The sequence below is a fragment of the Streptomyces sp. NPDC021622 genome (genome assembly GCF_040640795.1).
Taxonomy (GTDB): domain Bacteria; phylum Actinomycetota; class Actinomycetes; order Streptomycetales; family Streptomycetaceae; genus Streptomyces.
On the sequence record NZ_JBFACK010000007.1, the window covers coordinates 248,145 to 274,549 of the forward strand.

At 71.3% G+C, this 26,405-nt stretch carries 31 protein-coding genes and 1 pseudogene; 8 read left to right on the plus strand and 24 right to left on the minus strand.

The genetic code is table 11. From position 1 onward, the window contains the following. The first annotated feature begins 238 nt into the window (after positions 1–238). The 4 genes from AB0G47_RS16540 (at position 239) to AB0G47_RS16555 (ending at position 6,415) form a co-directional block, all read left to right on the plus strand. A complete protein-coding gene (locus AB0G47_RS16540) occupies positions 239–2,320 on the plus strand; it encodes a hypothetical protein (protein WP_360769628.1) in 2,082 nt (693 codons plus the stop codon). After that, entirely contained in the window at positions 2,317–4,848 is a 2,532-nt protein-coding gene (locus tag AB0G47_RS16545; protein ID WP_360769631.1) for a DUF6519 domain-containing protein, read from the plus strand. The genes AB0G47_RS16540 and AB0G47_RS16545 overlap by 4 nt, the downstream gene beginning before the upstream one ends. A 321-nt stretch (positions 4,849–5,169) precedes the next feature. Beyond that, positions 5,170–5,898, plus strand: a complete 729-nt coding sequence (locus AB0G47_RS16550) for a lysophospholipid acyltransferase family protein (RefSeq protein ID WP_360769634.1) — start codon at positions 5,170–5,172, stop codon at positions 5,896–5,898. Positions 5,899–5,920: 22 nt separating this feature from the next. Beyond that, a complete protein-coding gene (locus AB0G47_RS16555; protein ID WP_360769637.1) occupies positions 5,921–6,415 on the plus strand; it encodes a YbaK/EbsC family protein in 495 nt (164 codons plus the stop codon). Between the two features lie 67 nt (positions 6,416–6,482). On the opposite strand, the gene AB0G47_RS16560 is transcribed toward AB0G47_RS16555, so the two are convergent. The 10 genes from AB0G47_RS16560 to AB0G47_RS16605 form a co-directional block, all read right to left on the minus strand. After that, on the minus strand, positions 6,483–8,018 hold the full coding sequence (locus AB0G47_RS16560) for an alpha/beta hydrolase (protein WP_360769999.1): 1,536 nt from the start codon (positions 8,016–8,018) through the stop codon (positions 6,483–6,485). Positions 8,019–8,238: 220 nt separating this feature from the next. After that, positions 8,239–9,009, minus strand: coding sequence for an urease accessory protein UreD (locus AB0G47_RS16565; RefSeq protein WP_360769640.1), 771 nt, complete (start codon positions 9,007–9,009; stop codon positions 8,239–8,241). Continuing rightward, the gene (gene ureG / locus AB0G47_RS16570) at positions 9,006–9,689 is read right to left on the minus strand and encodes an urease accessory protein UreG (RefSeq protein WP_360769643.1); all 684 of its coding nucleotides are present in this window, start codon (positions 9,687–9,689) and stop codon (positions 9,006–9,008) included. Before ureG ends, AB0G47_RS16565 begins: the two co-directional genes overlap by 4 nt. Positions 9,690–9,760: 71 nt before the next feature. Then, complete coding sequence (locus AB0G47_RS16575) at positions 9,761–10,435, minus strand: urease accessory UreF family protein (RefSeq protein ID WP_360769646.1); 675 nt, start codon at positions 10,433–10,435, stop codon at positions 9,761–9,763. A 15-nt stretch (positions 10,436–10,450) separates the two neighbouring features. Beyond that, entirely contained in the window at positions 10,451–12,172 is a 1,722-nt protein-coding gene (locus AB0G47_RS16580) for an urease subunit alpha (RefSeq protein ID WP_360769649.1), read from the minus strand. Further along, the gene (locus AB0G47_RS16585) at positions 12,165–12,494 is read right to left on the minus strand and encodes an urease subunit beta (RefSeq protein ID WP_360769652.1); all 330 of its coding nucleotides are present in this window, start codon (positions 12,492–12,494) and stop codon (positions 12,165–12,167) included. The genes AB0G47_RS16580 and AB0G47_RS16585 overlap by 8 nt, the downstream gene beginning before the upstream one ends. Positions 12,495–12,510: 16 nt before the next feature. Further along, positions 12,511–12,813 (minus strand): urease subunit gamma, encoded by a 303-nt coding sequence (locus AB0G47_RS16590; protein WP_266873899.1) that lies wholly within the window; start codon positions 12,811–12,813, stop codon positions 12,511–12,513. 375 nt (positions 12,814–13,188) lie between these two features. Then, the gene (locus AB0G47_RS16595; protein ID WP_360769655.1) at positions 13,189–13,470 is read right to left on the minus strand and encodes a type II toxin-antitoxin system Phd/YefM family antitoxin; all 282 of its coding nucleotides are present in this window, start codon (positions 13,468–13,470) and stop codon (positions 13,189–13,191) included. Between the two features lie 63 nt (positions 13,471–13,533). Beyond that, positions 13,534–13,698 (minus strand): hypothetical protein, encoded by a 165-nt coding sequence (locus tag AB0G47_RS16600; RefSeq protein ID WP_360769658.1) that lies wholly within the window; start codon positions 13,696–13,698, stop codon positions 13,534–13,536. A gap of 28 nt (positions 13,699–13,726) precedes the next feature. Then, positions 13,727–15,553, minus strand: coding sequence for a thiamine pyrophosphate-requiring protein (locus AB0G47_RS16605; protein WP_360769659.1), 1,827 nt, complete (start codon positions 15,551–15,553; stop codon positions 13,727–13,729). A gap of 201 nt (positions 15,554–15,754) precedes the next feature. Between AB0G47_RS16605 and AB0G47_RS16610 the strand changes: the two genes are divergently transcribed. Further along, positions 15,755–16,081, plus strand: a complete 327-nt coding sequence (locus AB0G47_RS16610) for a plasmid stabilization protein (protein WP_360769660.1) — start codon at positions 15,755–15,757, stop codon at positions 16,079–16,081. A gap of 225 nt (positions 16,082–16,306) precedes the next feature. On the opposite strand, the gene AB0G47_RS16615 is transcribed toward AB0G47_RS16610, so the two are convergent. The 11 genes and pseudogenes from AB0G47_RS16615 to AB0G47_RS16665 all read right to left on the minus strand — a co-directional run bounded on the left by AB0G47_RS16615 (position 16,307) and on the right by AB0G47_RS16665 (position 22,184). Further along, positions 16,307–17,314 carry a Ppx/GppA family phosphatase gene (locus AB0G47_RS16615; RefSeq protein WP_360769663.1) on the minus strand — a complete coding sequence of 336 codons (1,008 nt, stop codon included), beginning with the start codon at positions 17,312–17,314 and terminating at the stop codon, positions 16,307–16,309. A 49-nt stretch (positions 17,315–17,363) separates the two neighbouring features. Beyond that, a complete protein-coding gene (locus AB0G47_RS16620) occupies positions 17,364–17,663 on the minus strand; it encodes a gas vesicle protein K (protein ID WP_360769666.1) in 300 nt (99 codons plus the stop codon). Then, positions 17,660–17,848 carry a gas vesicle protein gene (locus tag AB0G47_RS16625; RefSeq protein WP_360769668.1) on the minus strand — a complete coding sequence of 63 codons (189 nt, stop codon included), beginning with the start codon at positions 17,846–17,848 and terminating at the stop codon, positions 17,660–17,662. The genes AB0G47_RS16620 and AB0G47_RS16625 overlap by 4 nt, the downstream gene beginning before the upstream one ends. Then, complete coding sequence (locus AB0G47_RS16630) at positions 17,845–18,636, minus strand: GvpL/GvpF family gas vesicle protein (RefSeq protein ID WP_360769671.1); 792 nt, start codon at positions 18,634–18,636, stop codon at positions 17,845–17,847. The genes AB0G47_RS16625 and AB0G47_RS16630 overlap by 4 nt, the downstream gene beginning before the upstream one ends. Next, positions 18,633–18,968 (minus strand): gas vesicle protein, encoded by a 336-nt coding sequence (locus AB0G47_RS16635; protein ID WP_360769674.1) that lies wholly within the window; start codon positions 18,966–18,968, stop codon positions 18,633–18,635. The genes AB0G47_RS16630 and AB0G47_RS16635 overlap by 4 nt, the downstream gene beginning before the upstream one ends. Positions 18,969–18,988: 20 nt before the next feature. Further along, positions 18,989–19,711: pseudogene (locus tag AB0G47_RS16640) on the minus strand (cyclase); the annotation flags it as partial. Continuing rightward, complete coding sequence (locus tag AB0G47_RS16645) at positions 19,704–20,297, minus strand: DNA primase (protein WP_360769677.1); 594 nt, start codon at positions 20,295–20,297, stop codon at positions 19,704–19,706. The pseudogene AB0G47_RS16640 and the gene AB0G47_RS16645, both read right to left, overlap by 8 nt. Beyond that, positions 20,294–20,557 (minus strand): gas vesicle protein GvpG, encoded by a 264-nt coding sequence (locus AB0G47_RS16650; protein ID WP_360769680.1) that lies wholly within the window; start codon positions 20,555–20,557, stop codon positions 20,294–20,296. The genes AB0G47_RS16645 and AB0G47_RS16650 overlap by 4 nt, the downstream gene beginning before the upstream one ends. Before the next feature lie 4 nt (positions 20,558–20,561). Further along, positions 20,562–21,368 (minus strand): GvpL/GvpF family gas vesicle protein, encoded by an 807-nt coding sequence (locus AB0G47_RS16655; RefSeq protein WP_360769682.1) that lies wholly within the window; start codon positions 21,366–21,368, stop codon positions 20,562–20,564. Further along, the gene (locus AB0G47_RS16660) at positions 21,365–21,790 is read right to left on the minus strand and encodes a gas vesicle structural protein GvpA (protein ID WP_360769685.1); all 426 of its coding nucleotides are present in this window, start codon (positions 21,788–21,790) and stop codon (positions 21,365–21,367) included. Before AB0G47_RS16660 ends, AB0G47_RS16655 begins: the two co-directional genes overlap by 4 nt. A gap of 52 nt (positions 21,791–21,842) precedes the next feature. Further along, positions 21,843–22,184 carry a gas vesicle protein gene (locus tag AB0G47_RS16665; protein ID WP_360769687.1) on the minus strand — a complete coding sequence of 114 codons (342 nt, stop codon included), beginning with the start codon at positions 22,182–22,184 and terminating at the stop codon, positions 21,843–21,845. A gap of 173 nt (positions 22,185–22,357) precedes the next feature. Here AB0G47_RS16665 and AB0G47_RS16670 point away from each other — a divergent pair, with 173 nt between their 5' ends. Next, positions 22,358–22,969: a dihydrofolate reductase family protein gene (locus AB0G47_RS16670; protein WP_360769689.1), complete on the plus strand. Its 612-nt coding sequence runs from the start codon at positions 22,358–22,360 to the stop codon at positions 22,967–22,969. Between the two features lie 13 nt (positions 22,970–22,982). On the opposite strand, the gene AB0G47_RS16675 is transcribed toward AB0G47_RS16670, so the two are convergent. The 3 genes from AB0G47_RS16675 to AB0G47_RS16685 form a co-directional block, all read right to left on the minus strand. Beyond that, positions 22,983–23,639: a hypothetical protein gene (locus AB0G47_RS16675; protein ID WP_360769692.1), complete on the minus strand. Its 657-nt coding sequence runs from the start codon at positions 23,637–23,639 to the stop codon at positions 22,983–22,985. Positions 23,640–23,768: 129 nt separating this feature from the next. Then, a complete protein-coding gene (locus AB0G47_RS16680) occupies positions 23,769–24,359 on the minus strand; it encodes a DinB family protein (RefSeq protein WP_360769695.1) in 591 nt (196 codons plus the stop codon). An 89-nt stretch (positions 24,360–24,448) separates the two neighbouring features. Then, positions 24,449–24,970 (minus strand): phage holin family protein, encoded by a 522-nt coding sequence (locus AB0G47_RS16685; RefSeq protein ID WP_360769698.1) that lies wholly within the window; start codon positions 24,968–24,970, stop codon positions 24,449–24,451. 111 nt (positions 24,971–25,081) lie between these two features. Here AB0G47_RS16685 and AB0G47_RS16690 point away from each other — a divergent pair, with 111 nt between their 5' ends. Together AB0G47_RS16690 and AB0G47_RS16695 are read left to right on the plus strand one after the other, a co-directional pair. Next, a complete protein-coding gene (locus tag AB0G47_RS16690) occupies positions 25,082–25,630 on the plus strand; it encodes a hemerythrin domain-containing protein (RefSeq protein WP_360769701.1) in 549 nt (182 codons plus the stop codon). 115 nt (positions 25,631–25,745) lie between these two features. Beyond that, complete coding sequence (locus AB0G47_RS16695) at positions 25,746–26,402, plus strand: ATP-dependent Clp protease proteolytic subunit (RefSeq protein ID WP_360769704.1); 657 nt, start codon at positions 25,746–25,748, stop codon at positions 26,400–26,402. The last annotated feature ends 3 nt before the right edge of the window (positions 26,403–26,405 follow it).

Below are 26,405 nucleotides of genomic sequence, written 5' to 3' on the forward strand. Positions count from 1 at the left end.
CAGATGGAGCCCCGGCTGCCACCGGTACTACGGACCGCGCCGCACCAGAACACACCCCCCACCCACTCACCCACACCCACACCCACACCCCGACCACCCCCAGAGACGGACCAGATGGAGCCCCGGCTGCCACCGGTACTACGGACCGCGCCGGACCACAGCACCCCACACCCACCCACCGCCCACCACGAACTCCCCACTCCCTGCCCCGCACATCAACGACCCCGGTGAAACAGCCATGACCCAGACCCCGCCGCCCCCGAACGCGGACCAGATCGCGCGCCTGCTGCCATCAGCGCTCCGGGACGCGGCCGAACCCGGCGGCCCCCGGCTCCTCGACGCGCTGCTCGCGGCCGTGGACCGGCAGCGGCTGCTGCTCACCGACGACATCCGGCGGGCGTACGACGACCTGTTCATCGACAGCTGCGCCGACTGGGCGGTGCCCTACATCGGCGCGCTCCTCGGCCTCGGCCCGGACGCCGAGCGGCTCGAGGTCGCCCACGCGGTGGCGCTGCGGCGCCGCAAGGGCACCCCGGCCGCCCTGGAGGACTTCGCGTTCGCCGTGACGGGACTGATCGCGCGGGTGGGCGAGGGCTGGCAGACGACGCTGTGGGCGCAGCGTCTGGGCCATCCGCCGCCGCCCCGGACGGCGTCGCTCGACCTGCGGGACCGGGCGTCGCTGAGGCGGCTCGGTACGCCCTTCGAGCGGAGCAGGCGCGGGGTGCGCCCGGCGGGGCCGTGGACGCCGCGGGCCGTGACCGCTGTCGTCTGGCCTTGGTCCGTACGGCAGTTGGTGGACACGGAGGCGGCGCCGTTCGACCAGTCGACGCTCAAGGGCCGCTTCGCGCTGCATCCGCTGGGCATCGCCGCACCCCTGTATCTGCGGCCCCGCGAGGCACGGGTCGCCTCCGAGGGCGCGGACCCGGTCAACCGGACGGGCGACGAGGCGGACGCCCCGACGCGGGCGACGTACCGCGTCCTGGAGGCGCTCGCCGGGCCCGGGGACATCACGTACGGCGAGTCGCTGACGCTGAGCGCCGACCATCCGCTGGCCACGCCGCCCGGCGCGGAGCCGCCGCTGATCGCGCTGTCCACCAAGGAGGGGCCCGTCCCGTGGGAGCGACTGCGGTTCGGGAGTGTGCCGGCCACCGGTACCGTCACCGCCCCGCCCGCGGAGACCCAGGTGCTCGTCGACGCGCAGCGCGGGTTCGTGCAGCTCGGCAGCGGGCTCAACGGGCCGGTTTGGGCGACCTGGTACCGGGCCGTGCCGGGCCGGGTGGGCGCGCTGGCCGCCCTCGCGGACGCGGCCCCGGCGGCGCGCGTGGTGGTCGAGGTGTCGACGGCCGGCGGACCCGGCATCGCGACGAACCTCACCGACGCCTTCCAGCTGGCCGAAGCCCGCAGCGCCGGGCTCGCACCCGAGGAGTCCGTCGCCGGGGCACCCGACGTGGAGATCCGGCTGCTCGCCGGTGACCGCCTGGCCGCGCCGCCGGCGCAGTCCTTCACCCCGCGGCTGCCCCACTGGCGGATCGTCGCCCCTCCCCTGGTCACCCCGGTGGTCGTCGGCGACCTCGGCCTCGACCTCGCCGGGGCGCACATCAGCCTGGAGGGCTTCTTCCTGAAGGGCTCGCTGACCGCAGGGGAGCATCTCGCCGGGCTGCACCTCGAAGGGCTCACGATGGATCCGGGCGCGGGCGGGCTGCGGACCCACCGCGACGCCTGGGAGCTTGCGCTCTCCGCCACGCGCTGCGTGCTCGGCCCGGTCCGTGCCGAACTGTCCGTGCGCCCCGTCGAGTTGACCGAGTGCGTGGTCGACGGCCGCCTGCGCCGCTTCCGCGCCTGCGGCCCGGCGGACCAGGGCGTGCCGACGGACGCGGTCGGCGCGGTGAACCGTTTCGGGCCGGTGCTGCACGCCGACTCGGTCACGTTCGCGGGTCCGGTCCGGGCGGACGCCGTCGACGCCCGCGACTGCGTCTTCGCCGACGGCGTGGACGTCGTACAGCAGCAGGAAGGCTGCATCCGGACCAGCTACCTCGGGCGCGAACTCTCCACCCCGGCCCGGCACCCGGCGACGTATCGCTCCCGCACCGAACCGGCCCCCGCCTTCGTCTCCGACGCGTTCGAGTCGTCCGGCTACTACTGCCTGGAGCTGGAACCCGAGCATCCGCTCCTGTCCGCCGCGGGCGACGGCGGCGAGGTGGGCGCGTACCACCGCACCCGGCGCGCGTCCCGGATCCGCCGGCTCCGCCGCCGGATCGGCGAATTCACCCCTCTCGGCCTCACCGCCGAGGTGTCCGTCGCGCCCTGGGAGGAACGATGACCGGCGATTACACCAAGGTCCCGCTGCGGGACGCGGAGCGCTGGACCGGTGCGCGGATGCAGCAGGGCCGGGTGCTCCTCGACCACGAGTGGAACCTCAACGTCGACGCGGCGGCGCGTGCGGCGGCCGACGCGTTCCGTGATCTCGTGGGCCCGCCGGGCGGGGTGCCCGAGGGCAGCGACGCGTTCCAGGTCCGCTTCGTCCAGCTTCCCGTGAGCGGCCACCTGCTCATCGTCCAGGCCGGGCGGATCTGGGCGGAGGGGCTGTGCGCCTTCGCACCCGCTCCGTTGGTCGTCGGTGACGAGGAAGCTCCGCCGGCCGTCCCGTCCACCGGCCGGGCGGTGGTCTACCTGGACGTGTTCGACGAACACCTGCAGGCGGCCGAGGCCTGGGAGGAGATCGCCGACCCCGCGCTCGAGCCGCTTGACGCCGCCACCCGCACCCGGGTCGGCTACCGCGTCAGGGTCGCGCCGACCCAGGCCGGCTCTTCCCGGGCGGCACTGGCCGGCATCCTCTTCCCCCGTCTCTCCACCGGACGGCTGACCGTCACTCGGGAGAGCCCGGACACGACCCCCGACCCCTGCGACCCGCCGGGCGATCCGCTCGGCCTGCTGCCCGACGGGATGCTCCGGGTCGAGGTCCTGGACGGCGGCTCCGAGACCACCGCCCGCTTCGCGTGGGCCGCCGACAACGGCGCGTCCACCGCGCGCGTCGCGGCGGTCAACGGACCCAAGGTGACGCTGGCGACGGCGCCCGCGGTGAAATTCGCCCAACAGGACCTCGTCGAGGTGAGCTGGCGCGCCCGACGCGCGGACCGGCTGCCGCACGGCGAGCTCTACACCGTCACGGAGGTCACCACCGACGCCGGAGGCGACATCCTCGTACTGAACCGTCCCGTCGTTCCCCCGCAGCGCGCGGCGGGCCTGGTGGTACGGCGCTGGGACGGCCAGTCCGTGGGCGCGGCGGAGCCTGTCCACGCCGTGGTGCGCGGCGTCGACCTGGGGCTGCGCTTCAGGTCCTTCGCCGGGACCTTTCAGGCCGGCGACTGGTGGGGCGCGCGGCTGCGGCCCAATGCCGCGGGCGGCGTGGAGTCGCGCTCCATGGCGCCGCCGGACGGCACCCGGCACACGGCCTTGCCCCTGGCTCTCGTCGACTTCACCACGCACACCGTCCTGGAGGACGGCCGCCCCAAGTTCCCCCAGCTGACCCGGCTGCCCCGGGGCACCTGCACGGTCACCGCGTTCCCCGGCGAGGATCTGCAGTCGGCGATGGATCTGCTGCCGTCGACCGGCGGTGAACTGTGCCTGGCGGCGGGCCGGTTCGTCATCGACCAGCCGATCCGGGTGACCGGACGCCACCGGGTCGTCGTCACCGGCGTCGGCCCCGCGACCGTGCTCGCCCCGACCAAGGACAAGTGCGCGCTGTTCTTCGAGGGCTGTACGGAGGTCGAGGTCTCCCGGCTCCGGGCCGAGGGCGCGCCGACCACCACCGAACACCTCGACGGCGCGCTGACCTTCACCGGCTGCACCAAGGTCCGGGTGCGCGACTGCGACGTGGCGTGCGCGGACACCGCGGGGGACGACCGTTCGGCGGCCTGCCTCACCTTCCGCGGGCCGTTCGGCGCCGGTGTCGTGCCCGAAGTGGCCTTCGAGGACAACCGGTTGGAGGTGGGGGTGCGCCAGATCGGGATCCTCGTCCTCGACGCGAACTCCGCGCTCGTCAGCCGCAATCGCATCCAGTACGTCCCCACGTCTACGCCGATCAGGATCTCCCCCGTAGTGATCGCATCGGAACTGGCCCGCATCTCCGCCGACCTCAGCACGACCCGCTACGGACCCCAGCTGACGCAGATCCGGGCGGGCCTGCAGGCCGATGTCGCCGCGCTGATGGCCCGCACTCCGGGGCTCACCCTGGGCCCGGCCCGGCGCATCGTGGCCCTGACCCGGGTCAACGCGACGCCGCGCGAACGGCTGCACACCCTCGTCGCGGCCGGCACCGCCGCCCAGTTGGGCGGGGCACTGCAGGGCATCGTCCTGGCCGGGCACACCCTGGCCACCGCCCGTGTCACCGACAACGTCGTCGAAGGGGCGGCGCAGGGCATCCACATCGGCACCGCGCGCGGCACCGCCGCCGGGCAGGTGATGATCTCCGGCAATGTGATCCAGGTCGGTCTGCCCGCGGTCTACAACCGGGCCCGGCACGCGGTGTTCGTCGCCGACGCCTCGCGCCTCGCGATCCTGGGCACCGTGGCGGACCTGGCCCGGCGCGGCGCCCTGGAGAGCTCCCCCACCGACGCCATCCTCGTCCACGGCAGGCGCGGCGCCCGCCTCGTCGTCCGCGACTCCAGCCTCACCCGGTTCACCACGGGCGTGCGCGTCGTGCCCGTCTCGGAACGCCCCGCGCTCGGCAACCGCCTCTGGCGGGTCAGCGAGACCACGGCGGAGGGCGCCACCACGGCCCTGGTGGCGCCGGACCTCGCCCTGACGGAGCAGGAACGCAACGTGGCCATGCCCCTGTTCCAGGCTTAGGCGCGCGCCTTGACGGGGCCACCGGTTCCGCAGTACTCCTGAAGGGCTCCGGTAATGCGCTAGGTGCGCTGGGCGTGATCTTCAGGGTTCGGTTCGCCGTCTCCGTAGGCTCAATGGGTTCGACTCCCCTAGCCGGGCACAGTTCCACGAAGGGACCGGGACCCACGGGTTTCGGTCCCTTCTCCCGTGTCTGGCCAACACACCGCGGATCGGGGGTAGTTACACCGGGGGGCGGCGCACCTACACTGACCGCTGCGAGAAGACCAGTGACCTGCGACGACGCAGCGCCAGGCCGGTCCGCAGAAGTGAGGGAGCAGCCGGGTGTTCTATTACCTTCTCAAGTACGTCGTGCTCGGGCCGCTGCTGCGGCTGATGTTCCGGCCGCGCATCGAGGGTCTTGAACACGTACCGGAATCAGGTGCGGCGATCGTCGCGGGCAACCACCTCTCGTTCTCGGACCACTTCCTGATGCCCGCCATCATCAAGCGGCGGATCACGTTCCTCGCGAAGGCCGAGTACTTCACGGGGCCGGGGATCAGGGGCCGCCTCACGGCCGCGTTCTTCCACAGCGTGGGGCAGATCCCGGTGGACCGCTCCGGCAAGGAGGCGGGCCAGGCCGCGATCCGCGAGGGCCTCGGAGTGCTGCGCAAGGGCGAGCTGCTCGGCATCTACCCGGAGGGCACCCGCTCGCACGACGGCCGCCTCTACAAGGGCAAGGTCGGCGTCGCCGCGATGGCTCTGAAGGCGCAGGTGCAGGTGATCCCGTGCGCGATGATCGGCACGTTCGAGGCGCAGCCGCCGGGCCAGAAGGTGCCGAACTTCCAGCGCGTCACGATCCGCTTCGGGGCGCCCCTGGACTTCTCGCGCTACGCGGGCATGGAGAACGAGAAGGCGGTGCTTCGCGCCGTGACGGACGAGATCATGTACGCCATCCTCGGGCTCTCCGACCAGGAGTACGTCGACAAGTACGCCGCCGTCGTGAAGGCCGAGGAGGCCGAGCGGGCCGCCGCGGCCGGCAAGCGGAAATTCCCGCGGATGCCGCTGAGTTGATCTCTTGACGTACGGTCTGCCCATGAGCGAACACACCCAGTACGGCAAGCTGATCGGGCTCCTCGACGAGCGGGGCGCGGCGTACCGCGTCATCGAGCACGCGGCGGAGGGCGCCACGGAGGCGGTGAGCGCGCTGCGGGGCAACACCCTCCAGGAGGCCGCCAAGTGCATCGTGGTGATGGTGAAGACCGGCAAGAAGACGAAGCGGTATGTGCTCGCGGTGGTGCCCGGTGACCGGCGCGTCGACCTGAACGCCGTCAAGCAGCTGCTCGGCGGGACGTACGCCGGGTTCGCCACGCAGGAGGCGGCCGAGCGGCTCGCGGGCAGCGTGAGCGGCACGATCCTGCCGTTCTCCTTCGACCCGGAGCTCGAACTGGTCGTGGATCCGGCGCTCCTCGCCCACGACGAGATCTTCTTCAACGCGGCCCGTCTTGACCGTTCGCTGGCGCTGCGGACCGCGGACTACGAGGCGATCGCCGAGCCGCGCAAGGCCGCGATCGCGCAAGAGGCCGCATAGCCGCATAGCGAAGGGGGCGACCGGAATGATCCGGTCGCCCCTCGCTCACATGCCTAGCGGCGTGCCTTTACGGCTTGGGCGTGGCGTGCGGGGCGCACGTCACGTCCTTGCTGTCCAGCTTGCCGGTGAGCAGGTAGGCCTCGACACGGTCGTTGAGGCACGGGTTGACCAGGTTCGTGATGCCGTGCGAGCCGGCGTCCTTCTCCGTGATCAGCCGCGAGCCCTTGAACCGCTTGTGCAGCTCGACCGCACCCTCGTACGGCGTGGCCGCGTCGCGGGTCGCCTGGGCGATGAGGACGGGCGGCAGGCCCTTGCCGGACTTGACCTCGACCGGCTCGTGCTGCTTGCTCTTCCACGTCGCGCAGGGCAGGTTCATCCAGGCGTTCGACCACGTCATGAACGGGTTGTCACGGTGGATGCGGGTGTTGTCGCGGTCCCACTTCTTCCAGCTGGTGGGCCACTTGGCGTCCGCGCACTCGACAGCCGTGTACACGGCGTTGCCGTTCTCCGACGCGATGTTGCCCGCGGTGTCCGACAGGTCGGGGCTGGCTGCCTCGATCAGCGGCTTGGCGTCACCGGCCACGTACTTGGAGAAGTTCGTGGCGATCTCGACCCAGGCGGAGTCGTAGTACGGAGCGCTCTGGAAGTAGGCGATGAGCTCGGCGGGGCCGACGACTCCGCCCAGCGGCTCCTTCTTCGCCGCGGCGCGCAGCTTGTCCCAGTTCCCGGCGACCTTCTCGGCGGTGTCGCCGAGGTGGAAGGTGGCGTCGTACTTGGCGACCCACTTCATCCAGTCCTTGAGACGGATCTCGAAGGCGACGTCCTGGTCGAGGTTGGCCTCGTACCAGATCTTCTCCTTCGACGGGTTGACCACCGAGTCCACGACCATACGACGGACGTGCGACGGGAACAGCGTCCCGTAGACCGCGCCGAGGTAGGTGCCGTAGGAGACGCCGAGGAAGTTCAGCTTCTTCTCACCGAGCGCGGCCCGGATGACATCCAGGTCACGTGCGGTGTTCGGCGTGGTCATGTGCGGCAGCATCTCGCCGCTGCGCTCGGCACAGCCGGCCGCGTACTCGGCGGCGAGCTTGCGCTGGGCGCTCTTGTCGGCCTCGGAGTCCGGGACCGGGTCGAGCTTGGGAGCCTTGACGAACTCCTGCGGGTCGACACAGGAGATGGGCGCCGAGTGGCCGACACCGCGCGGCTCGAAGCCCACGAAGTCGTACGCCTTGGCCGTCTTCTCCCACAGCTTCGCCTTGGTGACGACGCGGTTGGGGAAGCGGAGGCCGGAGGCGCCCGGGCCGCCGGGGTTGTAGAGCAGCGCGCCCTGGCGCTCCTCCTTCGTCCCCGTGCTGCCGATGCGGTCGACGGCGAGCTTGATCTTCTTGCCGTTGGGCTTGGCGTAGTCGAGCGGGACGGTGACCCAGCCGCACTTGATCGCCTTGTCCAGGCCCCAGTCCGCGGGGCATGCCTGCCAGTCGATGCCGGCCTTGGCCGCGCGCTGCGCGGCGAGCGCGACACCGCGGGCCTCGGCGCCGGTCCGCTGGCGGGCTTCAGCGCTGGTGCCGCTCTGGCGGGCGTCGGCGCTCGCGACGGGCGCCATGATCGCGCCCGCTATGAGCGAGCCCGTGATGAGCGTGCCCGCGGCGCCGAATGCTGTGGTGCGTCTCAACTGGTTCCTCCCCCTGTCGATTTCCCTGTCGATTTCCGAACAGTAGGAGGATCCTGTCGGTCATCGGGTTCAGTGCGACAGACAGGGCCGCTGTTTCTTTACCAATCCGATAGGCGGTACAGGGAACTCCGCTGAGCGGATATGCCCCCGTTCACGTCAGAGTGCGCAACGCCTCGTCGAGGGCGCGCCGCACGCGCAGCGCGTCCGGCGCGACGACGGTGACGAGGACGCCGGGACCGGCGAGCGGCATCCGGACCGCCCCCTCGCCGAGCAGCGCGGGCGCCGGCTTCTCCTGCTCGAACTCCGGGCGCACGACGACCAGTTGCCCGATGGCGCGATGCCCGGCGAGGGCGGCGGGCCCGTCCCATCCCCCGGGTGCGCCGGGCCCGCAGGACAGTTCCTGGTCGAGCAGCGGCCGTCCGGCGCGGCGCACGGTGAGGCGGCTGGTGAGCCGCCCGGGCCCTTCCCCGGTCCGGCCGAGGACCTGCTCCTCCCGCAGCACCAGGCTCGCGCTCGCGGCGAGCTCGGCCCGCGTGGTGACGCGCAGCTCGCTGTCGCGTACGGAGATCAACTGCTCGGGCAGCCAGCACAGCTCGGCGTCGTCGCCGACCGTGATCCGTACGTCGTAGCGCGCAGGCTCCTTCGACTGGCCCGGCAGCGCGAGCGTGGCCGCGGCGGACCCGACAGCCAGCCGGGCCCCCGCATGGGCGGCGGCCTCCACGGTCAGGTGGTCGCCCCCGAGCGGCGCGCTCATCGCCCCGACGAGCGTGACGTGGGCGCCCGTTCCCGCCGAGCGGGTTCGCCGCACGGCGAGCGGCCCTTCGCCGTCGAGCACGGGCAGGTCGGTGCCGCCCCGCCCGTTGCCCCGTGCGCCGATACGGGCGGTGGCGCGGACCCCGGAGGCCGCGATCGCGACGGTCATGCGGACGCGGTCCAGGCGGCGTACTGCTCACGCACCCAGGCGGCGACCGGGCCGACACCCTCGTCGGACCTCAACGACTGGAAGACGACGGGCAGTTCGGCGCGCTGCGCCTTGGCGTCCGCCGCCATCCGGCCGAGGTCGGAGCCGACGTACGGCGCGAGGTCCGTCTTGTTCACGACGAGCAGATCGGCGGTGGTGACACCGGGACCGCCCTTGCGCGGAATGTCGTCGCCGCCGGCGACGTCGATCACGAAGATCTGGCCGTCGATGAGCCCCTTGGAGAAGGTGGCGGTGAGGTTGTCTCCGCCGGACTCGACGAGGATCAGGTCCAGCGGCCCGACTTCGTCCTCCAGGTCCTCGACGGCCTCCAGGTTGGCGGAGATGTCGTCGCGGATCGCGGTGTGCGGGCAGGCCCCGGTCTCCACGGCGGTGATCCGCTCGGGCGGCAGCACGGCTTCGCGCAGCAGGAACTCGGCGTCCTCGCGGGTGTAGATGTCGTTCGTGACGACGGCGAGCGCCAGTTCGTCCCGCAACGCCTTGCAGAGCGCGGCGACGGTGGCGGTCTTGCCGGACCCCACGGGCCCGCCGAGCCCGATCCGCAGGGCACGGCGGCGCCCGTCGGGCCGGTGGGCGTCGGCGCTCACGGCGGCGGCTTCGTCGTGGGAGTGATTGAGGTGCATGATGCGACTCCTATGGTTCAGCAGTTCATTTCGCCCTGTGCGGCGGCCACTTCAAGCCCTCGGGGGGCGATCTACGACGCGAACAACCGCACAGGCCACGCCGCGTGAGCCTCCGCCCCGACCTCAAGGAGCGGTGCGGAGCTCGCAGGCAGCGCGTCGACACCCTCGTCGAGAGCGCACCGCGCGGCCTGTGCCGCCTCCCGCGCGACGAGGTCGAGCTCGGGGGCGAGCCGGGCCAGCACCCCCGTGGCGTCAAAGGGGTCAAGGCTCAGCAACCGCACCGTCGCGGTCGCGGGCCCGCTGACGCACTCGTACGCGGAGCAGTACGCGGCATCCTCGGGCCCGAGCCCCGCAGCCCGGGCGGCAAGGCCGAGCACGACCGGCTGATGCGCGCCCTTGGGCCGGGCGGCGGCCAGTTGGTCAAGCGAGGGATCGGGCCACGCCGCCCGCGCGGCCCGCATCATCTGCCGCCCGAGCCGCCGCCCGGCCACCCGCAGTGCGGGCGACGGCGTACGGGCGTCGGCGGCCTCGTCGAGCTCCAGCGGATCGATCCCCAGAGCGGCGGCCGCGGCCAGCGCGGCGGACACGAGCCCCGTCGTGTGCAGCCGCCCCCGGCAGAAGGACTCCAGGCTCGCGGCTCCGCTGACCCGCCCCGCCTTGACGGCCTCCTCCGCCCCGCCGGAGTGCGCGTGCCCTCCGGCGGGAAAGCGGCCGTCGGCCAGGACGAGAAGCGCGGCCCTAGACATGACGTACCACCGCCATCAGAACAGGAAGTACCGCTGGGCCAGCGGCAGTTCGGCGGCGGGTGACGGTTCGACGAGCTCCCCGTCGATGGTGACGGCGAAGCTGTCGGGGGCGACCTCCACCCGCGGCAGGGCGTCGTTCTCGCGCATGTCCGCCTTGGTGCGCCCCCGCGTGGAGCGGATCGCGGTGAACTCCTTGGCCAGACCGAGCCGTTCGGGCAACCCGTCGTCGAGCGCGGACTGGGTCACGAAGTTGACCGAGTTAAGCCCCGGTGCCGCGCCCCGAGCACCGAACATCGGCCGCGGAAGGACCGGCTGCGGCGTCGGAATGGACGCGTTGGCGTCGCCCATCTGCGCGTACGCGATCTGCCCGCCCTTGATGACGACCTGCGGCTTGACGCCGAAGAACGCCGGGTCCCACAGCACCAGGTCGGCGAGCTTGCCGGTCTCGACCGAGCCGATCTCGTGGTCGATGCCCTGCGCGACGGCCGGGTTGATCGTGTACTTGGCGACATAGCGACGCGCACGCCGGTTGTCCGCGCGCGAGTCCCCCGGCAGGAGGCCGCGCCGGCGCTTCATCACGTGCGCGGTCTGCCAGGTCCGCATGACGACCTCGCCGACGCGCCCCATGGCCTGCGAGTCCGACGACATGATCGAGATGGCGCCGATGTCGTGCAGGATGTCCTCGGCCCCGATGGTGGTGGGCCGGATGCGAGACTCGGCGAAGGCGAGGTCCTCGGGGACCGCCGGGTTGAGGTGATGGCAGACCATCAGCATGTCGAGGTGTTCCTCGACGGTGTTGACGGTGTGCGGCCGGGTCGGGTTGGTGGAGCTCGGCAGCATGTTCGGCAGCGACACCGCCGTGATCATGTCCGGTGCGTGCCCGCCGCCCGCGCCCTCGACGTGGAAGGCGTGCAGGGTGCGTCCCGCGACGGCACCGAACGTGGCGTCGACGAAGCCCGCTTCGTTGAGGGTGTCGGTGTGGACGGCGAGTTGGGCGCCGGTGTCCTCGCAGACGTTCAGACAGGCGTCGATGGTGGCGGGCGTCGCGCCCCAGTCCTCATGGATCTTGAAACTGACGGCTCCGGCCCGCAGTTGGGCGTGCATGGACTCGCTGGAGACCGTGTTGCCCTTGCCGAGGAAGCCGATATTGACGGGGCTGGACTCCATCGCCGCGAACATCCGGGCCAGGTGCCAGGAGCCGGGCGTGATGGTGGTCGCCTTGCTGCCCTCGGCGGGCCCCGTGCCGCCCCCGATGAGGGTGGTGACGCCGGAGGCGAGCGCCTCGTCGACGATGGTCGGCGAGATGAAGTGGATGTGGGTGTCGATGCCGCCGGCGGTGAGTATCTTGCCGTTGCCCGCGATGACTTCGGTCTCCGGGCCGATGACGAGGTCGGGGTGTACGCCGTCCATGGTGTCCGGGTTGCCGGACTTGCCGATGCCGGTGATGCGTCCGTCACGCATGCCGATGTCGGCCTTGACGATGCCCCAGTGATCGATGATCACGGCGCCGGTGATGACGGTGTCGGGTGCTCCTTCGGCGCGGGTCGTGCGGGACTGCCCCATCGACTCGCGGATGACCTTGCCGCCGCCGAACACCGACTCGTCGCCGGAGCGTCCGGGGCCGCCGGAGCGGTCCTCCTCGATCTCGACGAGGAGGTCGGTGTCGGCGAGCCGGATCCGGTCGCCCGCGGTGGGGCCGAACAGATCGGCGTACGCGGCACGGGACAGCTCAGGCATCGAGGGCACCTCCGGTCTCTCCGCGCAGGCCGGGCACGATGCGCTTGCCGGCCAGCGGGACGAGTTCGACGTCGACGGGGATTCCGGGCTCGAAGCGCACGGCGGTGCCGGCGGCGATGTTGAGCCGCTTGCCGTGCGCGGCGCCGCGGTCGAAGTCGAGACCGGGGTTGGCCTCGGCGAAGTGGTAGTGGGAGCCGACCTGGATGGGGCGGTCGGCGGCGTTGAGGACGGTGAGGGCGGTGGTCGCGCGGCCCTCGTTGTAGGCGACGGGCTCGTCGGCGAAGAGGATCTCGCCGGGGATCGGCGGGTGCACCGAAGTCATGGCTCAGGAACCCCCGTCAGACGATCGGGTCGTGGACGGTGACGAGCTTGGTGCCGTCCGGGAAGGTGGCCTCGACCTGGACGTCGTGGATCATCTCGGGGATGCCGCTCATGACGTCGTCGCGGGTGAGCACCTTGCGCCCCGACGACATCAGTTCGGCGACGGTGCGGCCGTCGCGGGCACCTTCGAGAATGTGCGAAGTGATCAGGGCGATCGCCTCGGGGTGGTTGAGCAGCAGCCCCCGCGCCCTTCGCTTCTCGGCCACGTCGGCGGCCACATGAATGAGCAGTCTCTCCTGCTCGTGCGGGGTCAGTTGCACGCGTCCCACCTCACAGTCCTCGCTCCGGACCGTGCGGGGTCCGGCTGCCGCGGCCACCGCGACGGATATAGATGTAACACACAGGCATTGCGCTGGATCTTGCGCACCCCGGTTACGAAAACCCCTGGTGGCGTGGCGTCGCAGGCTAGTTGGACGGAGTTTCAACGAGGTTAACCAGGACTTGACCGTCCGATGACCGCCGGCTGGGCTCGCCCATACTCGGTGGGTAAGAGTGCCCCGCAAAACGTACGCTCCTTCTCTTTGAATCTCCCCCAGATCCCCAGGCGGCACACAGACGGCCGTACGCCCCCGCTGTAGCGGACGGGGGCGTACGGCCTTGGTCTTGTGTCTGTTCCGCGCCCAAAGGCGGTGCGGCTACGTGGCGTTGGGCCCCCGGTGCTCGGCGGCGATCCCGAAGCGCTGCTGCCGGCCCGCGCCGGACGACGACGTGGAGTGCACCGACGAGACGGAGCTGACCACCTGTTCCTCGGCGGCGTCCGGAAGCTCCTGCAGTCGCTCCAGGTCGGCGGCGGAGACCAGGGCCACGAGCGGCTTGCCGTGACGGGTGACGACCACGCGCTCACCGCCGTAGACGACACGGTTGATCAGATCGGCGAGCTCTGCTCGGGCTTGCGTCACCGGAATCTCGTAGGTCATGCCCCCAGCTTAACCGGCGCCCCACACCGCCACAGGGTGCGTGCGAAGCGAAAAAACCGCAGGTCAGAGGGTTCCCCCGGGCTCGGGCAGGGCGATCCGCCGGGCGGCCGGCTTGTCGTGCCGTGCCGGCAACCACACCGCGTCGGCGAGCACTTGCTCACGCAAGTGGCGTCTGATCTCGCCGGTGATGATGGGTACGGCATGGCTCTCGAAGGCGTGCCAGGTCACGCCCTGTGGTCGGGGGCCTCTCGGGCCGTCAGCTCTTCTCGTCCGCCGCGCCCGGCCTGTCCTCGCGGTGGCGGCTGCCCGGCAGCATCTCCTGCACCTTCGCCTTGATCCCCTGCCGGATCATTCCGGCCCGGTCGCTGTCGCCGTGCAGGATCGACGAAGCGGCCGCCTCGATCTGGTCCAGGGAGGCGTGCGGCGGGATCGGCGGCACCGCCGGGTCGGTGCGGAAGTCGATGACGTACGGCCGGTCGGCGGCTAGGGCCCGGCGCCACGCGTCCTCGACCTCGCCGGGCTTCTCCACCCGGACGCCGCCGAGCCCGATGGTCCGGGCGAAGTCGGCGTACGGAACGTCGGGCAGCGCCTGCGACGGCAGGAACTGCGGGGCGCCGGACATGGCGCGCATCTCCCAGGTGACCTGGTTGAGGTCCTGGTTGTTCAGGACGCCGACGACCAGTCGCGGATCGTCCCACTCCTGCCAGTACTTGGCGGCGGTGATCAGCTCGGCCATGCCGTTCATCTGCATCGCGCCGTCGCCCACGAGCGCGATGGCGGGGCGGCCGGGATGGACGAACTTGGCACCGATGGCATACGGCACCCCGGGCCCCATGGTGGCCAGCGTGCCCGAGAGCGAACCGCGCATCCGGCCGCGCAGGCGCAGATGACGGGCGTACCAGTTGGCGGCCGAGCCCGAGTCGGCGGTGAGGATCACGTCCTCGGGCAGCAGGCCGTCCAGGGTGTGCACCACGTACTCGGGGTTGATCGGGTCGGCGTCCACGGCGGCGCGCCGCTGCATGACCTCCCACCAGCGGGCCGTGTCCTTCTCGATCTTCTTGCGCCACTTGCCGTGCTTCTTGCGCTCCAGCTGTGGCAGCAGCAGCCGGAGGGTCTGCCGCGCGTCACCGACGAGGTTGATCTCGAAGGGGTAGCGCAGGCCCACCATGTACGGGTCGATGTCGATCTGTACGGCCCTCGCCTGCCCGAACTCCGGCATGAACTGGGTGTAGGGGAAGCTGGATCCGATGACGAGCAGGGTGTCGCAGTCCCGCATCAGCTCGTAGCTGGGGCGAGTGCCGAGCAGTCCGATCGCGCCGGTCACGTACGGCAGGTCGTCGGGCAGGGCGTCCTTCCCGAGCAGCGCCTTGGCGACCCCGGCTCCGGTCACGGCGGCGAGCTCCTCGACCTCGGCGCGGGCGCCTCGCGCGCCCTGACCGATCAGGACGGCCACCTTCTCGCCGGTGTTGAGCAGCTCCGCGGCCCTGGCGATCTCGTCGTCCGCCGGGACCGGAGCGTACGCGGCCGTGCCGAGGCTCGACGGCACCATCTTGAACGCGTGCCGGGGCGGCGCGTAGTCGAGTTCCTGCACGTCCGCCGGGATGATCACCGCGGTCACGGTGCGTCGGGCGTACGCGGTGCGGACGGCGCGGTCGATGGCGTTGGGCAGCTGCTCGGGGACGGTCACCATCGCGCAGAAGTCGGAGGCGACGTCCTTGTAGAGACTCACCAGGTCGACTTCCTGCTGGTAGGAGCCGCCCAGCGCGCTGCGGTCGGTCTGCCCGACCAGGGCGACGACCGGCACGTGGTCGAGTTTCGCGTCGTAGAGGCCGTTCAGGAGGTGGATGGCCCCCGGGCCCGAGGTGGCAGCGCACACCCCCACCCGGCCGGAGAACTTGGCGTATCCGACGGCTTCGAACGCGCACATCTCCTCGTGCCTGCCCTGGATGAACCGCGGCCTGTCGTCGGCCCGGCCCCAGGCCGCGAGCAGGCCGTTGATGCCGTCGCCCGCGTAGCCGAAGACATGCTCGACGTCCCACTCGCGCAGTCGCTGCAACACCTGGTCGGAGACTTTGCTGGTCACGGGGAAACCCTTCTGTGTGCGTGTCGGGCCCGACGGCGGCTTCAGCCCGTGAGGGGCGAGCCGCGCTTCCGCCGGTACCCCTGCCCGCGGCCCTCACACCCCTCTGCCGATGCCCCTCCACCGAGCATTCCGCGCCGCGTTATGTGATCGTCGGTGGGGGAACCCGGTGTGTGTCCGGCGATCCAGGAGAGGAGCCCTGTGATGCCCGCAGGATCGAGCAAGAAGCGCGAACGGCAGTACGAGCACATCAAGGAGAGCGCCGAGGAGCGGGGTGAGTCCACGCGCCGGGCGAAGGAGATCGCTGCCCGCACGGTGAACAAGGAGCGCGCCCGCTCCGGCGAGTCGAAGACCGCGAGCAAGACGTCCACGCGCGACCGCATGTCCGCGTCGGAGCGCGGCGGACACCGCTCGCACACCGGCGCCGAGGGTCCCACCAAGGACCAGCTGTACGCGGAGGCGAAGAAGCGCAACATCGACGGCCGCTCCACCATGAACAAGCAGGAGCTGAAGAAGGCGCTCGGCCGCTGATCACGCGCGGCTGTTCACGCACGCCGTCCCGCCGAGGAGCACGGAGCCGGCCGCACCGCGCCACCGCCGGGCTCCGGCGCAGCCTCGGGGGCTGTGGCCGCGATTCCCCTGCCTCTCGGCGGGAATCGCGGCCACAGCCCCCTTCCCTGTTCCCACGGCCGCTCAGCCACTGTCCGGGTCCCCCCGCCACCAGCCTTCAAACAGCGGGAACGCTGTTGCCCCCGCTCAGCCCTGCCCGGCCGCGATCCGTAGCGCCACCGGCTCCGCGCCTGCCTGCTCGTATCCGTCCCGGGTGGTCTGGTCCCACCACTTCCCGCCGTCCTCCATGTGCCGCAGCAGCACCCCTTCACGGATCGCCCAGGGACAGATGGTGACCGTCTTGACGCCCGACAGCTTCATGGCCGTATGCCCCACCACCGCTCCGGCCAGACTCTGCACGGCCCGTGGCGCCGAGACGCCCGGCAGCCCGGACCGCTCGGCCGCCGGCAGGGCGGCGAGCCGGTCGAGGCACCCGCGCAGATCCGCGCGCGCCAGCTGCCGCGCCACGAAGGGGCCTTGACGGCCCGGTGCGGCGCCCGCGAGCCGGGCCAGCTGCTGGAAGGTCCGTGACGTCGCCACGGCCGTGCGCGGCCCCTCCCAGCGGATCCTTGCCGCCACGTCCCGCAGCTGGTGGCGCACCTTGCGGCGCAGCTCCTTCACGCTCTGCTCGGTCGGCGGGTCCTCGCCGTCGAAGAACTCCCGGGTCAGGCGGGCCGCTCCGAGCGGCAGCGAGGCGACGTAGTCCGGCAGCCGGCCGCGCCCGAAGGCCACCTCGAGCGAGCCGCCGCCGATGTCGAACAGCGCAAGCGGGCCGGCCCGCCAGCCCATCCAGCGCCGCGCGCCGAGGAACGTCAGCTCGGCCTCCACCTCCCCCGGCAGTGTGCACAGCCGTACGCCGGTCTCCGCGCGTACGGTCCGCAGCACGTCAAGGCGGTTCGGCGCGTTGCGCACGACCGCCGTCGCGAAGGCCAGCGGATCCTCCGCTCCCCACCGCCGGGCCGTCACTGCGGCAGCGGAGACCGCCTTGCAGAGCTGCCCCACGGACTGCTCCGGTATCGCTCCGTGCGGCTCGACCTGTTCCGAGAGCCGCAGCTTCCACTTGGCGGTGTGCACCGGCAGGGGAACCCCGTCGTCGGCGTCCACGACCACGAGCCGGACTGTATTCGAACCCACATCCACGACACTCATACGCATGTAACCGTGAGTACCCAGCAGAGTTGCCGTCAGTCACCTGCTTGACCTTTTACGCCCGGGGCAGCAACGGCCCCAGCGGCCCGAGGTCCAGGTTGAGGTCCTCGGGCCGCAGGCCGTAGCGCTCGCGCAGTTCGGTCATCCGGTCGTCGAGGAGCATCAGCGTCAGCCCGATGCGCTCCTCCTGGTCCTCGGTCAGCTCCCCCGTGTCGAAACGCCGCAGGGCCTGCCGCTCCATGAGCTGACGCAGCAGCTCCACGACGGTCAGCACGAGCTTGATCAGGTCGCGCTCCACCGTGTCCGGATCCAGGTCCAGCCGGTTCCGCCCGGCCGCCCCCCGGTCGTCGCTCATGTCAACTCCGGCCATGGCGAGGGAACTTGCGCGTTCACCGAGCTGATGAGGGCGTTCAGATCGATACGTACGAGATCGACGTCCGCGATCCGCAGGGTCACGTCCCCCGTGATCACGACTCCGCCCGCGAGCAGCCGGTCGAGGAGGTCGACCAGGGCTACCTCACGGCGTTCCACGACGGTCATGCCCCCGCCTCCCCCGCCGTGTCGCCCGTGTCGCTTTCCAGGCCCGCGAAGGAGTACGCGGCCCACGGCCCGGTGAGCTCCACCCGCAGGCCGGGTTCCTCGTCGTCCTTCGTGCGGCCCACCAGTTCCACAAAGGCCTCCGAGCGCGAACGGGGAACCAGATAGGCCGCGTTGAGTACGTTGCGGCCGGACGCCCGGGAGAGGGCCGCGTCCTGCGGGGCGTGCAGGCGGGTGTCCTCCGCGGATCCGGACAGCGTGTCGTGCAGTCGGCGCGCGTACTTCTCGGCCCGCTCCCCCATCTCCTCATGGGCACGGGTACGCAGTCGGCGCTGTCGCAGGTAGTCCCTGCCGGTCGCCGCCTTCTCCGGCGGCCCGGCCGGCTCGGCGGCCTGCGGCTCGGCATAGACCTTGACGCCCCATTCCACCCGGCCGTCGAGCCGGGCCAGCGCCCGCCGGAACGCATGCTCCCGCGCCTCCATCATCACGCGTACGCCCGCGTCGTCCCGGAACACGGTGGCCAGCCGCAGCGGCAGCGGGGTGGTGACCGCGGTGAGCGCGTCGATCACGCCCTGATGGGCCCGCGCGGTCGCGCTCAGCCACTCCAGGTCCTCCAGATGGCGGCGGAGCGGCTCCTCGGCGAAGTCCCGCTCCGGGACCGGACTCACGACGGCGATCAGACCGTGGTGCGGCAACAGACCCGGCGGCGATCCGGCGACGCCCGTCACTTCGGCCTGGAGCGGGGCGTCGAAGGGGCGGCAGACGGCGTAGACGTAGCGCAGGCCGGTCATGAGGACTCCTCCTCCGCCGCTTTGGGCTCCAACTGCTCCAGTTGGGCGATGTGCGCACGCAAGTCGGCGTTCTCACGGGCGAGTTCGTTGCGGTGCGCGCGGGAGGAGAGCGCCGGGTCGTCCTCCCACCAGTCGATCCCCATCTCCTTCGCCTTGTCGACGGAGGCGACGATCAGCCGCAGTTTGATGGTGAGCAGTTCGATGTCGAGCAGATTGATCCGGATGTCGCCCGCGATCACGACGCCCTTGTCGAGCACCCGCTCCAGGATGTCGGCGAGGTTCGCGCCGCTGCCCTGCCCGTACGGCTCGGGGATCCGGCCGGCCGTCGTCATCGGCGCTTCCCGCTCGCCGCGGCTTCGTCCTCGAGGCTGGCATACCGCGCGAAGTTCTTCAGGTCGAGCCGTGCCCTGCGGCCCTGCGCACGCCAGAGACTGCCGGTCCTCTCGAACAGGCCCTTGGGGCGGTACTCCACGACCAGCAGGACGCGGGTGAGGTTGTCGGCGAGGGGGTGGAAGGAGACGACGCCCTTCGTCGTGCCCTCGGCGCCCTTTGACGTCCAGGAGATCCGGTCGTCGTCGGCGCGGTTCGCGCTCTCGACGCCCTTGGCGAAGGTGCTGAAGTCCTGGTCCTGCCACTGGGTCCACTGGCCGTACGCGGTGCGCACCGGCACCCCCACGTCCACGGATTCCATGATGACCGTGGGCTTCCTGCGCACCCCGTCCTTGCGCCTGCCCTTGCCACCGGTCAGGTTCTTGAAGGCATCGATCGCACTGTCCCTGGCCCGCCCGGCGCCCAGCTCCAAGGCGGACCGCATCGGGCCCTTGCCCTCGGCCAGCTTGCGGCCGCCGTCCAGAGCGAGCCTGGCGAGGCCGGGGCTCCGGCCCTCGGCGATGTCGTTGAGCCTGAGCGTCGTCTCGCCGGCCTTGTGTCCCACGCCGACCAGCAACCGCTGGGCCTGGACGGCCAGATACTCCTGGACCTCCGCCTTGAGGCGGTCGGCTGCCGCGCTCTGCGCGGCGTCGGCGAGCGGGCCGCCCTTCGCCCGGTCCGTCGCGGTCCTGAGGGTGTCAGTCATCGTGAGCGCCCCTCTTCGGCGGCCGGTCGGCCCCGGTGCCGCGGCGCGCGGCCTTCTTCGCCGCCGTCTTCCGGCCGGGAGCCTTCTTGGCCGCCGTCTTCCGGGCAGGGCCCTTCTGCGGCGCGGACTTCTTGGCGGCGGCCTTGGGCGCGGCCGTCTTCTTGCGCGGCCGGGACTTCGGCTTCCTTTCGGAAGCCACCTCTTCGGCGGGCTCCTCCTCCGCGGGCTCGTCCTCGGCTTCATCCGTGGCCCCGGGCACGTCCGGCGCCACACCCGCGATCCGGTCCCGCAGCTGCTCGGTCCGCCCGTGCAGCCGGTCGGCGAGTCCTTCCATCTGCCGCTCGACCAGCGCTCCGGATGCGGCCCTCCCGACGCCCTGCAAGTCCGCACGCAGCTGGTCCCCGATCTCCTTGAACTGCGGGTTCTCCTGCAGCTGCCGGGACACCAGGTCCCCGAGCACCCGTGGGCCCAGACGCATCCGCTTCGCGGCCACCATGGTGCCGACCGCCAAGGCCAGCTTCATCTTCTTCGTACGTCCGAGGACGTATCCGGCCCCTAGGGCGAGGCCAAGTCCCTGTCGATTCATCCTGTGGTCCCGTTGTCCGCTCCCGCGCCGGTGCGCAGGCCGATGTCCAGGCGGTCGAGCAGCTCGTCCTCCTGGCGGTCGAATTCCTCCTCATCGATCTCGCCCGCCACGAGCCGCTGCTCGAGAAGGGCGAGTTCGGCCCGGACGGCCGATGGGTCGTAGTACTGACGCTCGGCCTCGGCGAGCACCTGTCTCACCGCCCAGAGGCTGCCGCGCACGGGTGCGAACGGCAGCAGCAGCACCTCGCCGATCAGCCCCATGCGCTCACGCCCCGCCGGATCCCGGACCCGATGGGCCTGATGAACCGGACGAGCCCGCCGCACCCGTCGCGGTAGGTGTCGGCTCGGCGGGTCCTGGCTCGACGAAGCTGTACGGCGGCAGCGGCCCGTTGACACGCAGTTCGACGTGCGGATGCGTCTCACGGACCTTCTCCACGGCGCCGAGGAAATCTTCGGCCGACGCGCGTTCCACCAGGAACGACACATTGGCCAGCCAGCCCGTGGAGTCGGGACCGGCGCTGACGGCCTCCGCCGCCGGCTCCAGGGCGCGCCGCAGCTCCACGGCGTCCTCGGCCTCCCGGCCCTTGATCGCGGCGACGACCATCTCGCCGAGCCGCAGCCGCTGTTCGTAACTGCCGCCGCCCGCTGTCCGGTTGGCCTCGGTGAGCGCCCGGATCTCCGTGTTCTCGGCCATCACGCGGTGCAGCGTGGCCGCCTCGTCGTGGCTCGCCTTGACGTTGTACTCGACCTTGCCCGCCAGGGTCCTGAGCCGCTCGTGGTAGTGCTCGGCGCGCTCCGCGAGCACGCTCGTGACGGCCTCGTCGTCCGGTGCGACGCTGCCGAACCGCATGGGAAGCACCGCGCCTGCCGCGCCCGCCTCGCTCAGCACGTTCTGGTGGGCGAGCAGGTCGTTGCGCTTGGGGCGCAGCCCTTCGGGAGCGTCGCTGACGACCGCCGCCAGTTCGCCTTCCTCGATCACACGCACGGGGCGCGGCGGCTTTCCCACTCCGTCCATGCCCTCGGGGAGCGAGGGATGCGAACGTGCGGCGATGCCATAGACGTACGTACTCATTCCTGTTCCTCCTTCCTGCGTGCGGGCGTGGCCTTGCGGCTGCGCGGGCGCCCCTCCTGCTGACCCTCCTCGCGAGCCTGCCGGAACGCGTCGGAGATGGTCTCGGCGGCGCCGGACAGCGCCCCCTTGGACTTGCCGCGTGCGCCGGACTCGGTGAGCTCGCCCATGAGGTCGGGGAGCCCGGGGTTCTTGTGCGGGCCCGCCTCCAGGTCGAGGCGGTTGCACGCCTCGGCGAAGCGCAGATATGTGTCGACGCTGGCGACGACCACCCGTACGTCGATCTTCAGGATCTCGATGCCGACGAGGGAGACGCGTACGAATGCGTCGATGACGAGCCCCCGGTCGAGGACGAGCTCCAGGACGTCGTACAGGCCGCTGGTGCCGCCTCCTCCGCCGGCTTGCTGTGCCGGGACAACGGTCATGCCGACCGCTCCTCCTTGTCTGTCTCTGTGGAAACCTGCGCGGGAAGGCGGCCTAGCGGCCGCCGGGCCTATGTGCGTCGGCCCGCCCGCGTTCGTAGCGACGGATGCGCCGGTATCCGGTGAGCCCGCCCTGCGGGTCGAGGTCCACCTGATAGCTCGCGAGGAGACTCATCGTGTCGGGGATCCGGGCGAGTTCCAGGACCTCGATCTCCAACACCCAGCCGTCCTCTGTCTGTTCGAAGGACGACACGGACTCGGCGGTCATCCCGGTCAGCTCGGCGAACTGGACGCGCGCCTGGCGCAGCACCTCCATGGGGCCCGGCCGGCCGTCGTCCGCGCCACCGCTCTGCGGACTCGTGGTGTTCTTCCGTGCATCCGAGGGTCTGTTCGTCATGGCCACCTCGGTCTCCGAGTGGCCCGCAACCCGCCCGCCAAACCTGCTGACATGCGCGAGCCGCACCACCGGTCGGTCCTGGTGCGGGTGCCGCAGGCGCCGTAGCGTCGGGTTCGCCGAGGCCCAAGCCGAAGCCGTAGCCATAGCCGTAGCCGAAGAGAGAGTGGTGCGCGATGAAGCTGGTCGTACAGGAGTTCCTGTCGCTCGACGGTGTGTCCCAGGGCCCGGGGGCCCCGGACGAGGACACCAGCGACGGATTCACGCGGGGCGGCTGGTTCGTGCCGCACCTGGACGCGGAGTTCGAGCGTCTTGCCGGCACCTGGCTGGGCGAGGCGGACGCGTTCCTGTTCGGCCGCCGTACGTACCAGAACTTCGCGCGGGACTGGCCGAAGATGACCGACCATCCCGCCGCCGGCATCTTGAACGGCCTGCCGAAGTATGTGGCGTCCCAGAGCCTGACCAGGGCCGACTGGGACCCGACCACCATCCTGTCGGGCGACGTCCCGGCCCAGGTCGCCGAGCTGAAGCGGCGTCCCGGGCGGGAACTGCAGATCCACGGCAGCGCCCGCCTTGCCCAGTCCCTGCTCGCCGCCGGTCTTGTCGACACGCTGCGGATCGCGATCGCGCCGGTCGTGGTGGGCAGCGGCCGGCGCCTGTTCCCGGACGGCGGCGCGCCGGCCGGCCTGCGGCTCGTCGGTCATCAGACGACGCCGGGCGGCCTGTCGGTGCACACCTTCGAGTCGACGGGGCTCCCGGAGTACGGGACTTACGGGTCCGGCGCGTAGCACCGCACCGGCGTCAGGTGCGCGGTCCTCGCTCCAGACGGTCGAGCTGCTTGTCGACCACCACGTCGAGCGGGAAGCCGGGATTGCGCTGCGCACCGCGGTCGCTCATGTTCACGGTGAGGGAGCCCACGCGCACAAAGATCTGGCGGTCGGTCAGCACGGTGTGATCCGGGCCGTCCATGCTCAGGTCGAAGGCGACGGCTTCGTCGCCCAGCGTGGGCGTCTTCGCCACGGTGATCCGGGAGTCGAGCTTCTGGTCCGGGGTCTTCCCCACCAGTTTCTTGCAGGTCTTGAGCCCGTCCCTGAGCCGTTGGAACTGCTCCGCCGCCTCGGTGCCGGCGTACGAGGCCAGCCAGGTCCTGCCGCCCCATTGGTCGTTCTTCCACCAGAAATCCTGGATCACGGACGTGGACGCGTCGTGCGAGACGAGCGCGTCGAACACGTCCTGGCACCCCGGGCCCGGCACCAGAACCCGCGGATCGTACTTGGGCACGGGACCTTGTACCGGCGCGCTGTCGACCTCGGGCACATCCCCCTCACGCAGCAGGAGGGGCTTCAACTGCTCGGCCGTCAGCGGCCGGTGCTGGGACGGCGAAGGCGACACGGACACCGGTGCCGCGTCCTTCCCCGCCCCCTTGTCGTCCTTGTCGTCCGCCGATTCCTTCGGCACGCACCCCGTGACGGCGGCGAGAACCCCCGCAGCCAGCACCGCGCCTGCCGCTCTGCGGCACCTCGTCCACACCGCCACTGCCCCCCTGATTTTCTCGCCTGCGACGGGCAGACACTATCCGGCGGGCGGTTACGCGTCCGCGTCGGCTTCCCTGGCTGTCTGTTCCAGTCGGCTTCGATGGTTCTCCCACCACGCCGAGTCGCCGGACGGCATGCTGTCGTTGCCCTTGTTCATGCCGACGGCGCCGTCGATGAGTTCCCGGACGATGTCGGCGTGCCCGGCGTGCCGGTGCGTGTCGGCGATCACGCGTACGACGGCATGATGCAGCGTCACCTCGCCCTTGCCGCTGGGCCACCACGGCACCCTGCCGACCGTGTCCAGCGGCAGCGCGTCGAGCGTCGCGTCCGCGTGGGCCCACGCCCTGCGGTAGAGCTCCACGATGCTCTTCCTCGATTCGTCGGCGGTGGCCCACATGTCCGCGTTGGCCTCGGCGCCTTCGTCGAGCCAGGGCAGTTGCTCGCCCGGGCGTCCGAAGGTGTCGCCGAGGTAGCCGAATTCCACGCCGGCCGTGTGTTTCAGCAGGCCGAGCAGGTTGGTGCCGGTCGGCGTCAGCGGGCGGCGGATGTCGTACTCCGACAGCCCTTCGAGCTTCCACAGCAGGGCGTCGCGGGCTGTCTGCAGGTAGTGGTGAAGGTCGGCCTTGGGGTCCGTAGCGGTCATGCGGGCCAGTCTGCCGCCCGCATGACCGCTGTCCACTGGATTTGTTCACCGTCCCCCGAGGCCATGGTCACCTCTGCCGCCGCGCGGGCTCACGGGGTCCAGCGGTGCGGCGCCTCGGGATCCGTGCCGGCGGGACGCTGCGATCCGGTCGCCCCTTCCGGTCCGCCGGGTGGGACCGGCGGGTACGTGCCGCCCAGGCCACCGCCCGGCGGGCGTTCGGCGGACGGGATGCCACCGAGGCGCTCGGCCGCGGCCCGCTCCTCCGCCGCCCGTTCGGGCGTCGGCCGTGACGTGGACGGACCAGGCGTCGGCCGTGACGTGGACGGACGGGCCGCGCCCCGCAGCAGATGCGCCACGGCACCGAGGATCACCGCGGTGATCAGCGCGGCCACCCAGTCGGGCAGCCCCAGGGCGAGCGCAAGGCCGATGGCGAGGGCCAGTGCGGCGCCGGCGTAGAGGGAGAACGCGCCCGCCGCGGCGTACAGCGTGGCCGTGCGGCGCTGCTTGCGGGTCTGCTCCCGCAGTTCGTCCCGAATGGTCTCGCGGGCGACCCAGGCGAGTTCGTCCACGAGAGCCTTGTCCAGATGCTCCATGTGATCGAAACGGTTCATGGCGGCCGGGTACCCGGTCGCCCCGACGCCTAACGCCGAGCTCCCCGGGTACTCGCCGGCTTCCGCACGAACAGTCGGCACAGGGAAGAAAAGAAGGGAAGCGAAGACAGGATGACCGAGCACACCGACGTCGTGGAGCTGCTGAAGGCGCAGCACACGAGGATCCGCACACTGCTCGACGAGGTGACGGCCACCAAGGGCGACGAGCGCAGGCAGCGCTTCCAGGAGCTCGTCCGGCTGCTCGCGGTGCACGAGACCGCCGAGGAGGAGGTCGTCCACCCCTTCGCGCGCCGGAACATCGACGGCGGCGAACTCGTCGTCAAGGACCGCGTCGAGGAGGAGGAACACGCCAAGCGGGCGCTGTCCGACCTCGACGGAACGGACCCCGAATCCCCCGAGTTCCTGGACCTGTTCGCCGCCCTGCGGCAGGACGTGCTTGCCCATGCGGACGCCGAGGAGCGGCACGAGTTCGCGTACCTCCAACAGATCGCCGATCGCGGCAAGTTGGCGAACCTGGCCCGTGCGGTGCGGGCCGCGGAGGCCATCGCGCCGACCCGCCCGCACCCCGGTACGGACACCGCGCTGAAGAACGTCGCGGTGACGCCGGTCGCGACCGTGATCGACCGCACGCGTGACGCCGTACGCAAGGCGATGCGCTGACCGGCCCCGCTCACTCACCGGGTGCGTCACCCACTCCCACGTTACGTACGTCCTGTACATTTTCTACAGGAAGCAACGGCGGCGCATCCGGCCCCGGGAAGAGGAGTGACGTGCCATGAACCGACCGTCCGCCCGCTACGTCCTGCCCGAGTTCACCGAGCGCACCAGCTCGGGAAAGCGGACTCTCGATCCGTACTCGAAGCTGCTCGAGGAGCGCATCGTCTTCCTGGGCACCCCGATCGACGACACCTCGGCCAACGACGTGATGGCGCAGTTCATGCACCTCGAATACCTGGCGCCGGACCGCGACATCTCGCTCTACATCAACTCCCCCGGCGGCTCGTTCAGCGCGATGACGGCGATCTACGACACGATCCGGTTCGTCACCTGCGACGTGGAGACGACCTGCCTGGGCCAGGCCGCGTCGGCGGCCGCGGTCCTGCTCGCCGCCGGCACCCCCGGAAAGCGCCACGCGCTCCCCGGCGCCCGGGTGTTGATCCATCAGCCCTCGATCACCGAGCCGATCCAGGGCCAGACCTCCGACCTCGCGATTCAGGCGGCCGAACTCCAGCGCACCCGTGCGCTCCTGGAGGAACTCCTCGTACGGCACACGGGACAGAGCCCGCAGCGCGTCTCGGCGGACATCGAGCGGGACAAGATCTTCAGCGCGCCCGAAGCGCTCGCGTACGGCCTGGTGGACCGGATCATCCCCAGCCGCAAGGATTCGCTCCGCGGCAGCAAGGACTCGCTCCGTACCCAGGACGCGAGGTGAGCC

Excerpts from the sequence above, each read along its gene's own strand:
- AB0G47_RS16585 (WP_360769652.1), bottom strand. The coding sequence starts at position 12,494 with ATGACTTCGGTGCACCCGCCGATCCCCGGCGAGATCCTCTTCGCCGAC.
- AB0G47_RS16670 (WP_360769689.1), top strand. The coding sequence starts at position 22,358 with ATGAAGCTGGTCGTACAGGAGTTCCTGTCGCTCGACGGTGTGTCCCAG.
- AB0G47_RS16545 (WP_360769631.1), top strand. The coding sequence starts at position 2,317 with ATGACCGGCGATTACACCAAGGTCCCGCTGCGGGACGCGGAGCGCTGG.
- AB0G47_RS16655 (WP_360769682.1), bottom strand. The coding sequence starts at position 21,368 with ATGAGTACGTACGTCTATGGCATCGCCGCACGTTCGCATCCCTCGCTC.
- ureG (WP_360769643.1), bottom strand. The coding sequence starts at position 9,689 with ATGCACCTCAATCACTCCCACGACGAAGCCGCCGCCGTGAGCGCCGAC.
- AB0G47_RS16575 (WP_360769646.1), bottom strand. The coding sequence starts at position 10,435 with ATGTCTAGGGCCGCGCTTCTCGTCCTGGCCGACGGCCGCTTTCCCGCC.
- AB0G47_RS16665 (WP_360769687.1), bottom strand. The coding sequence starts at position 22,184 with ATGACGAACAGACCCTCGGATGCACGGAAGAACACCACGAGTCCGCAG.
- AB0G47_RS16625 (WP_360769668.1), bottom strand. The coding sequence starts at position 17,848 with ATGACCGTCGTGGAACGCCGTGAGGTAGCCCTGGTCGACCTCCTCGAC.
- AB0G47_RS16685 (WP_360769698.1), bottom strand. The coding sequence starts at position 24,970 with ATGAACCGTTTCGATCACATGGAGCATCTGGACAAGGCTCTCGTGGAC.
- AB0G47_RS16615 (WP_360769663.1), bottom strand. The coding sequence starts at position 17,314 with ATGCGTATGAGTGTCGTGGATGTGGGTTCGAATACAGTCCGGCTCGTG.
- AB0G47_RS16620 (WP_360769666.1), bottom strand. The coding sequence starts at position 17,663 with ATGAGCGACGACCGGGGGGCGGCCGGGCGGAACCGGCTGGACCTGGAT.
- AB0G47_RS16690 (WP_360769701.1), top strand. The coding sequence starts at position 25,082 with ATGACCGAGCACACCGACGTCGTGGAGCTGCTGAAGGCGCAGCACACG.
- AB0G47_RS16660 (WP_360769685.1), bottom strand. The coding sequence starts at position 21,790 with ATGACCGTTGTCCCGGCACAGCAAGCCGGCGGAGGAGGCGGCACCAGC.
- AB0G47_RS16610 (WP_360769660.1), top strand. The coding sequence starts at position 15,755 with ATGCCCGCAGGATCGAGCAAGAAGCGCGAACGGCAGTACGAGCACATC.
- AB0G47_RS16650 (WP_360769680.1), bottom strand. The coding sequence starts at position 20,557 with ATGGGGCTGATCGGCGAGGTGCTGCTGCTGCCGTTCGCACCCGTGCGC.
- AB0G47_RS16595 (WP_360769655.1), bottom strand. The coding sequence starts at position 13,470 with ATGACCTACGAGATTCCGGTGACGCAAGCCCGAGCAGAGCTCGCCGAT.
- AB0G47_RS16635 (WP_360769674.1), bottom strand. The coding sequence starts at position 18,968 with ATGACGACGGCCGGCCGGATCCCCGAGCCGTACGGGCAGGGCAGCGGC.
- AB0G47_RS16680 (WP_360769695.1), bottom strand. The coding sequence starts at position 24,359 with ATGACCGCTACGGACCCCAAGGCCGACCTTCACCACTACCTGCAGACA.
- AB0G47_RS16555 (WP_360769637.1), top strand. The coding sequence starts at position 5,921 with ATGAGCGAACACACCCAGTACGGCAAGCTGATCGGGCTCCTCGACGAG.
- AB0G47_RS16560 (WP_360769999.1), bottom strand. The coding sequence starts at position 8,018 with ATGGCGCCCGTCGCGAGCGCCGACGCCCGCCAGAGCGGCACCAGCGCT.
- AB0G47_RS16645 (WP_360769677.1), bottom strand. The coding sequence starts at position 20,297 with ATGAATCGACAGGGACTTGGCCTCGCCCTAGGGGCCGGATACGTCCTC.
- AB0G47_RS16565 (WP_360769640.1), bottom strand. The coding sequence starts at position 9,009 with ATGACCGTCGCGATCGCGGCCTCCGGGGTCCGCGCCACCGCCCGTATC.
- AB0G47_RS16630 (WP_360769671.1), bottom strand. The coding sequence starts at position 18,636 with ATGACCGGCCTGCGCTACGTCTACGCCGTCTGCCGCCCCTTCGACGCC.
- AB0G47_RS16695 (WP_360769704.1), top strand. The coding sequence starts at position 25,746 with ATGAACCGACCGTCCGCCCGCTACGTCCTGCCCGAGTTCACCGAGCGC.
- AB0G47_RS16540 (WP_360769628.1), top strand. The coding sequence starts at position 239 with ATGACCCAGACCCCGCCGCCCCCGAACGCGGACCAGATCGCGCGCCTG.
- AB0G47_RS16580 (WP_360769649.1), bottom strand. The coding sequence starts at position 12,172 with ATGCCTGAGCTGTCCCGTGCCGCGTACGCCGATCTGTTCGGCCCCACC.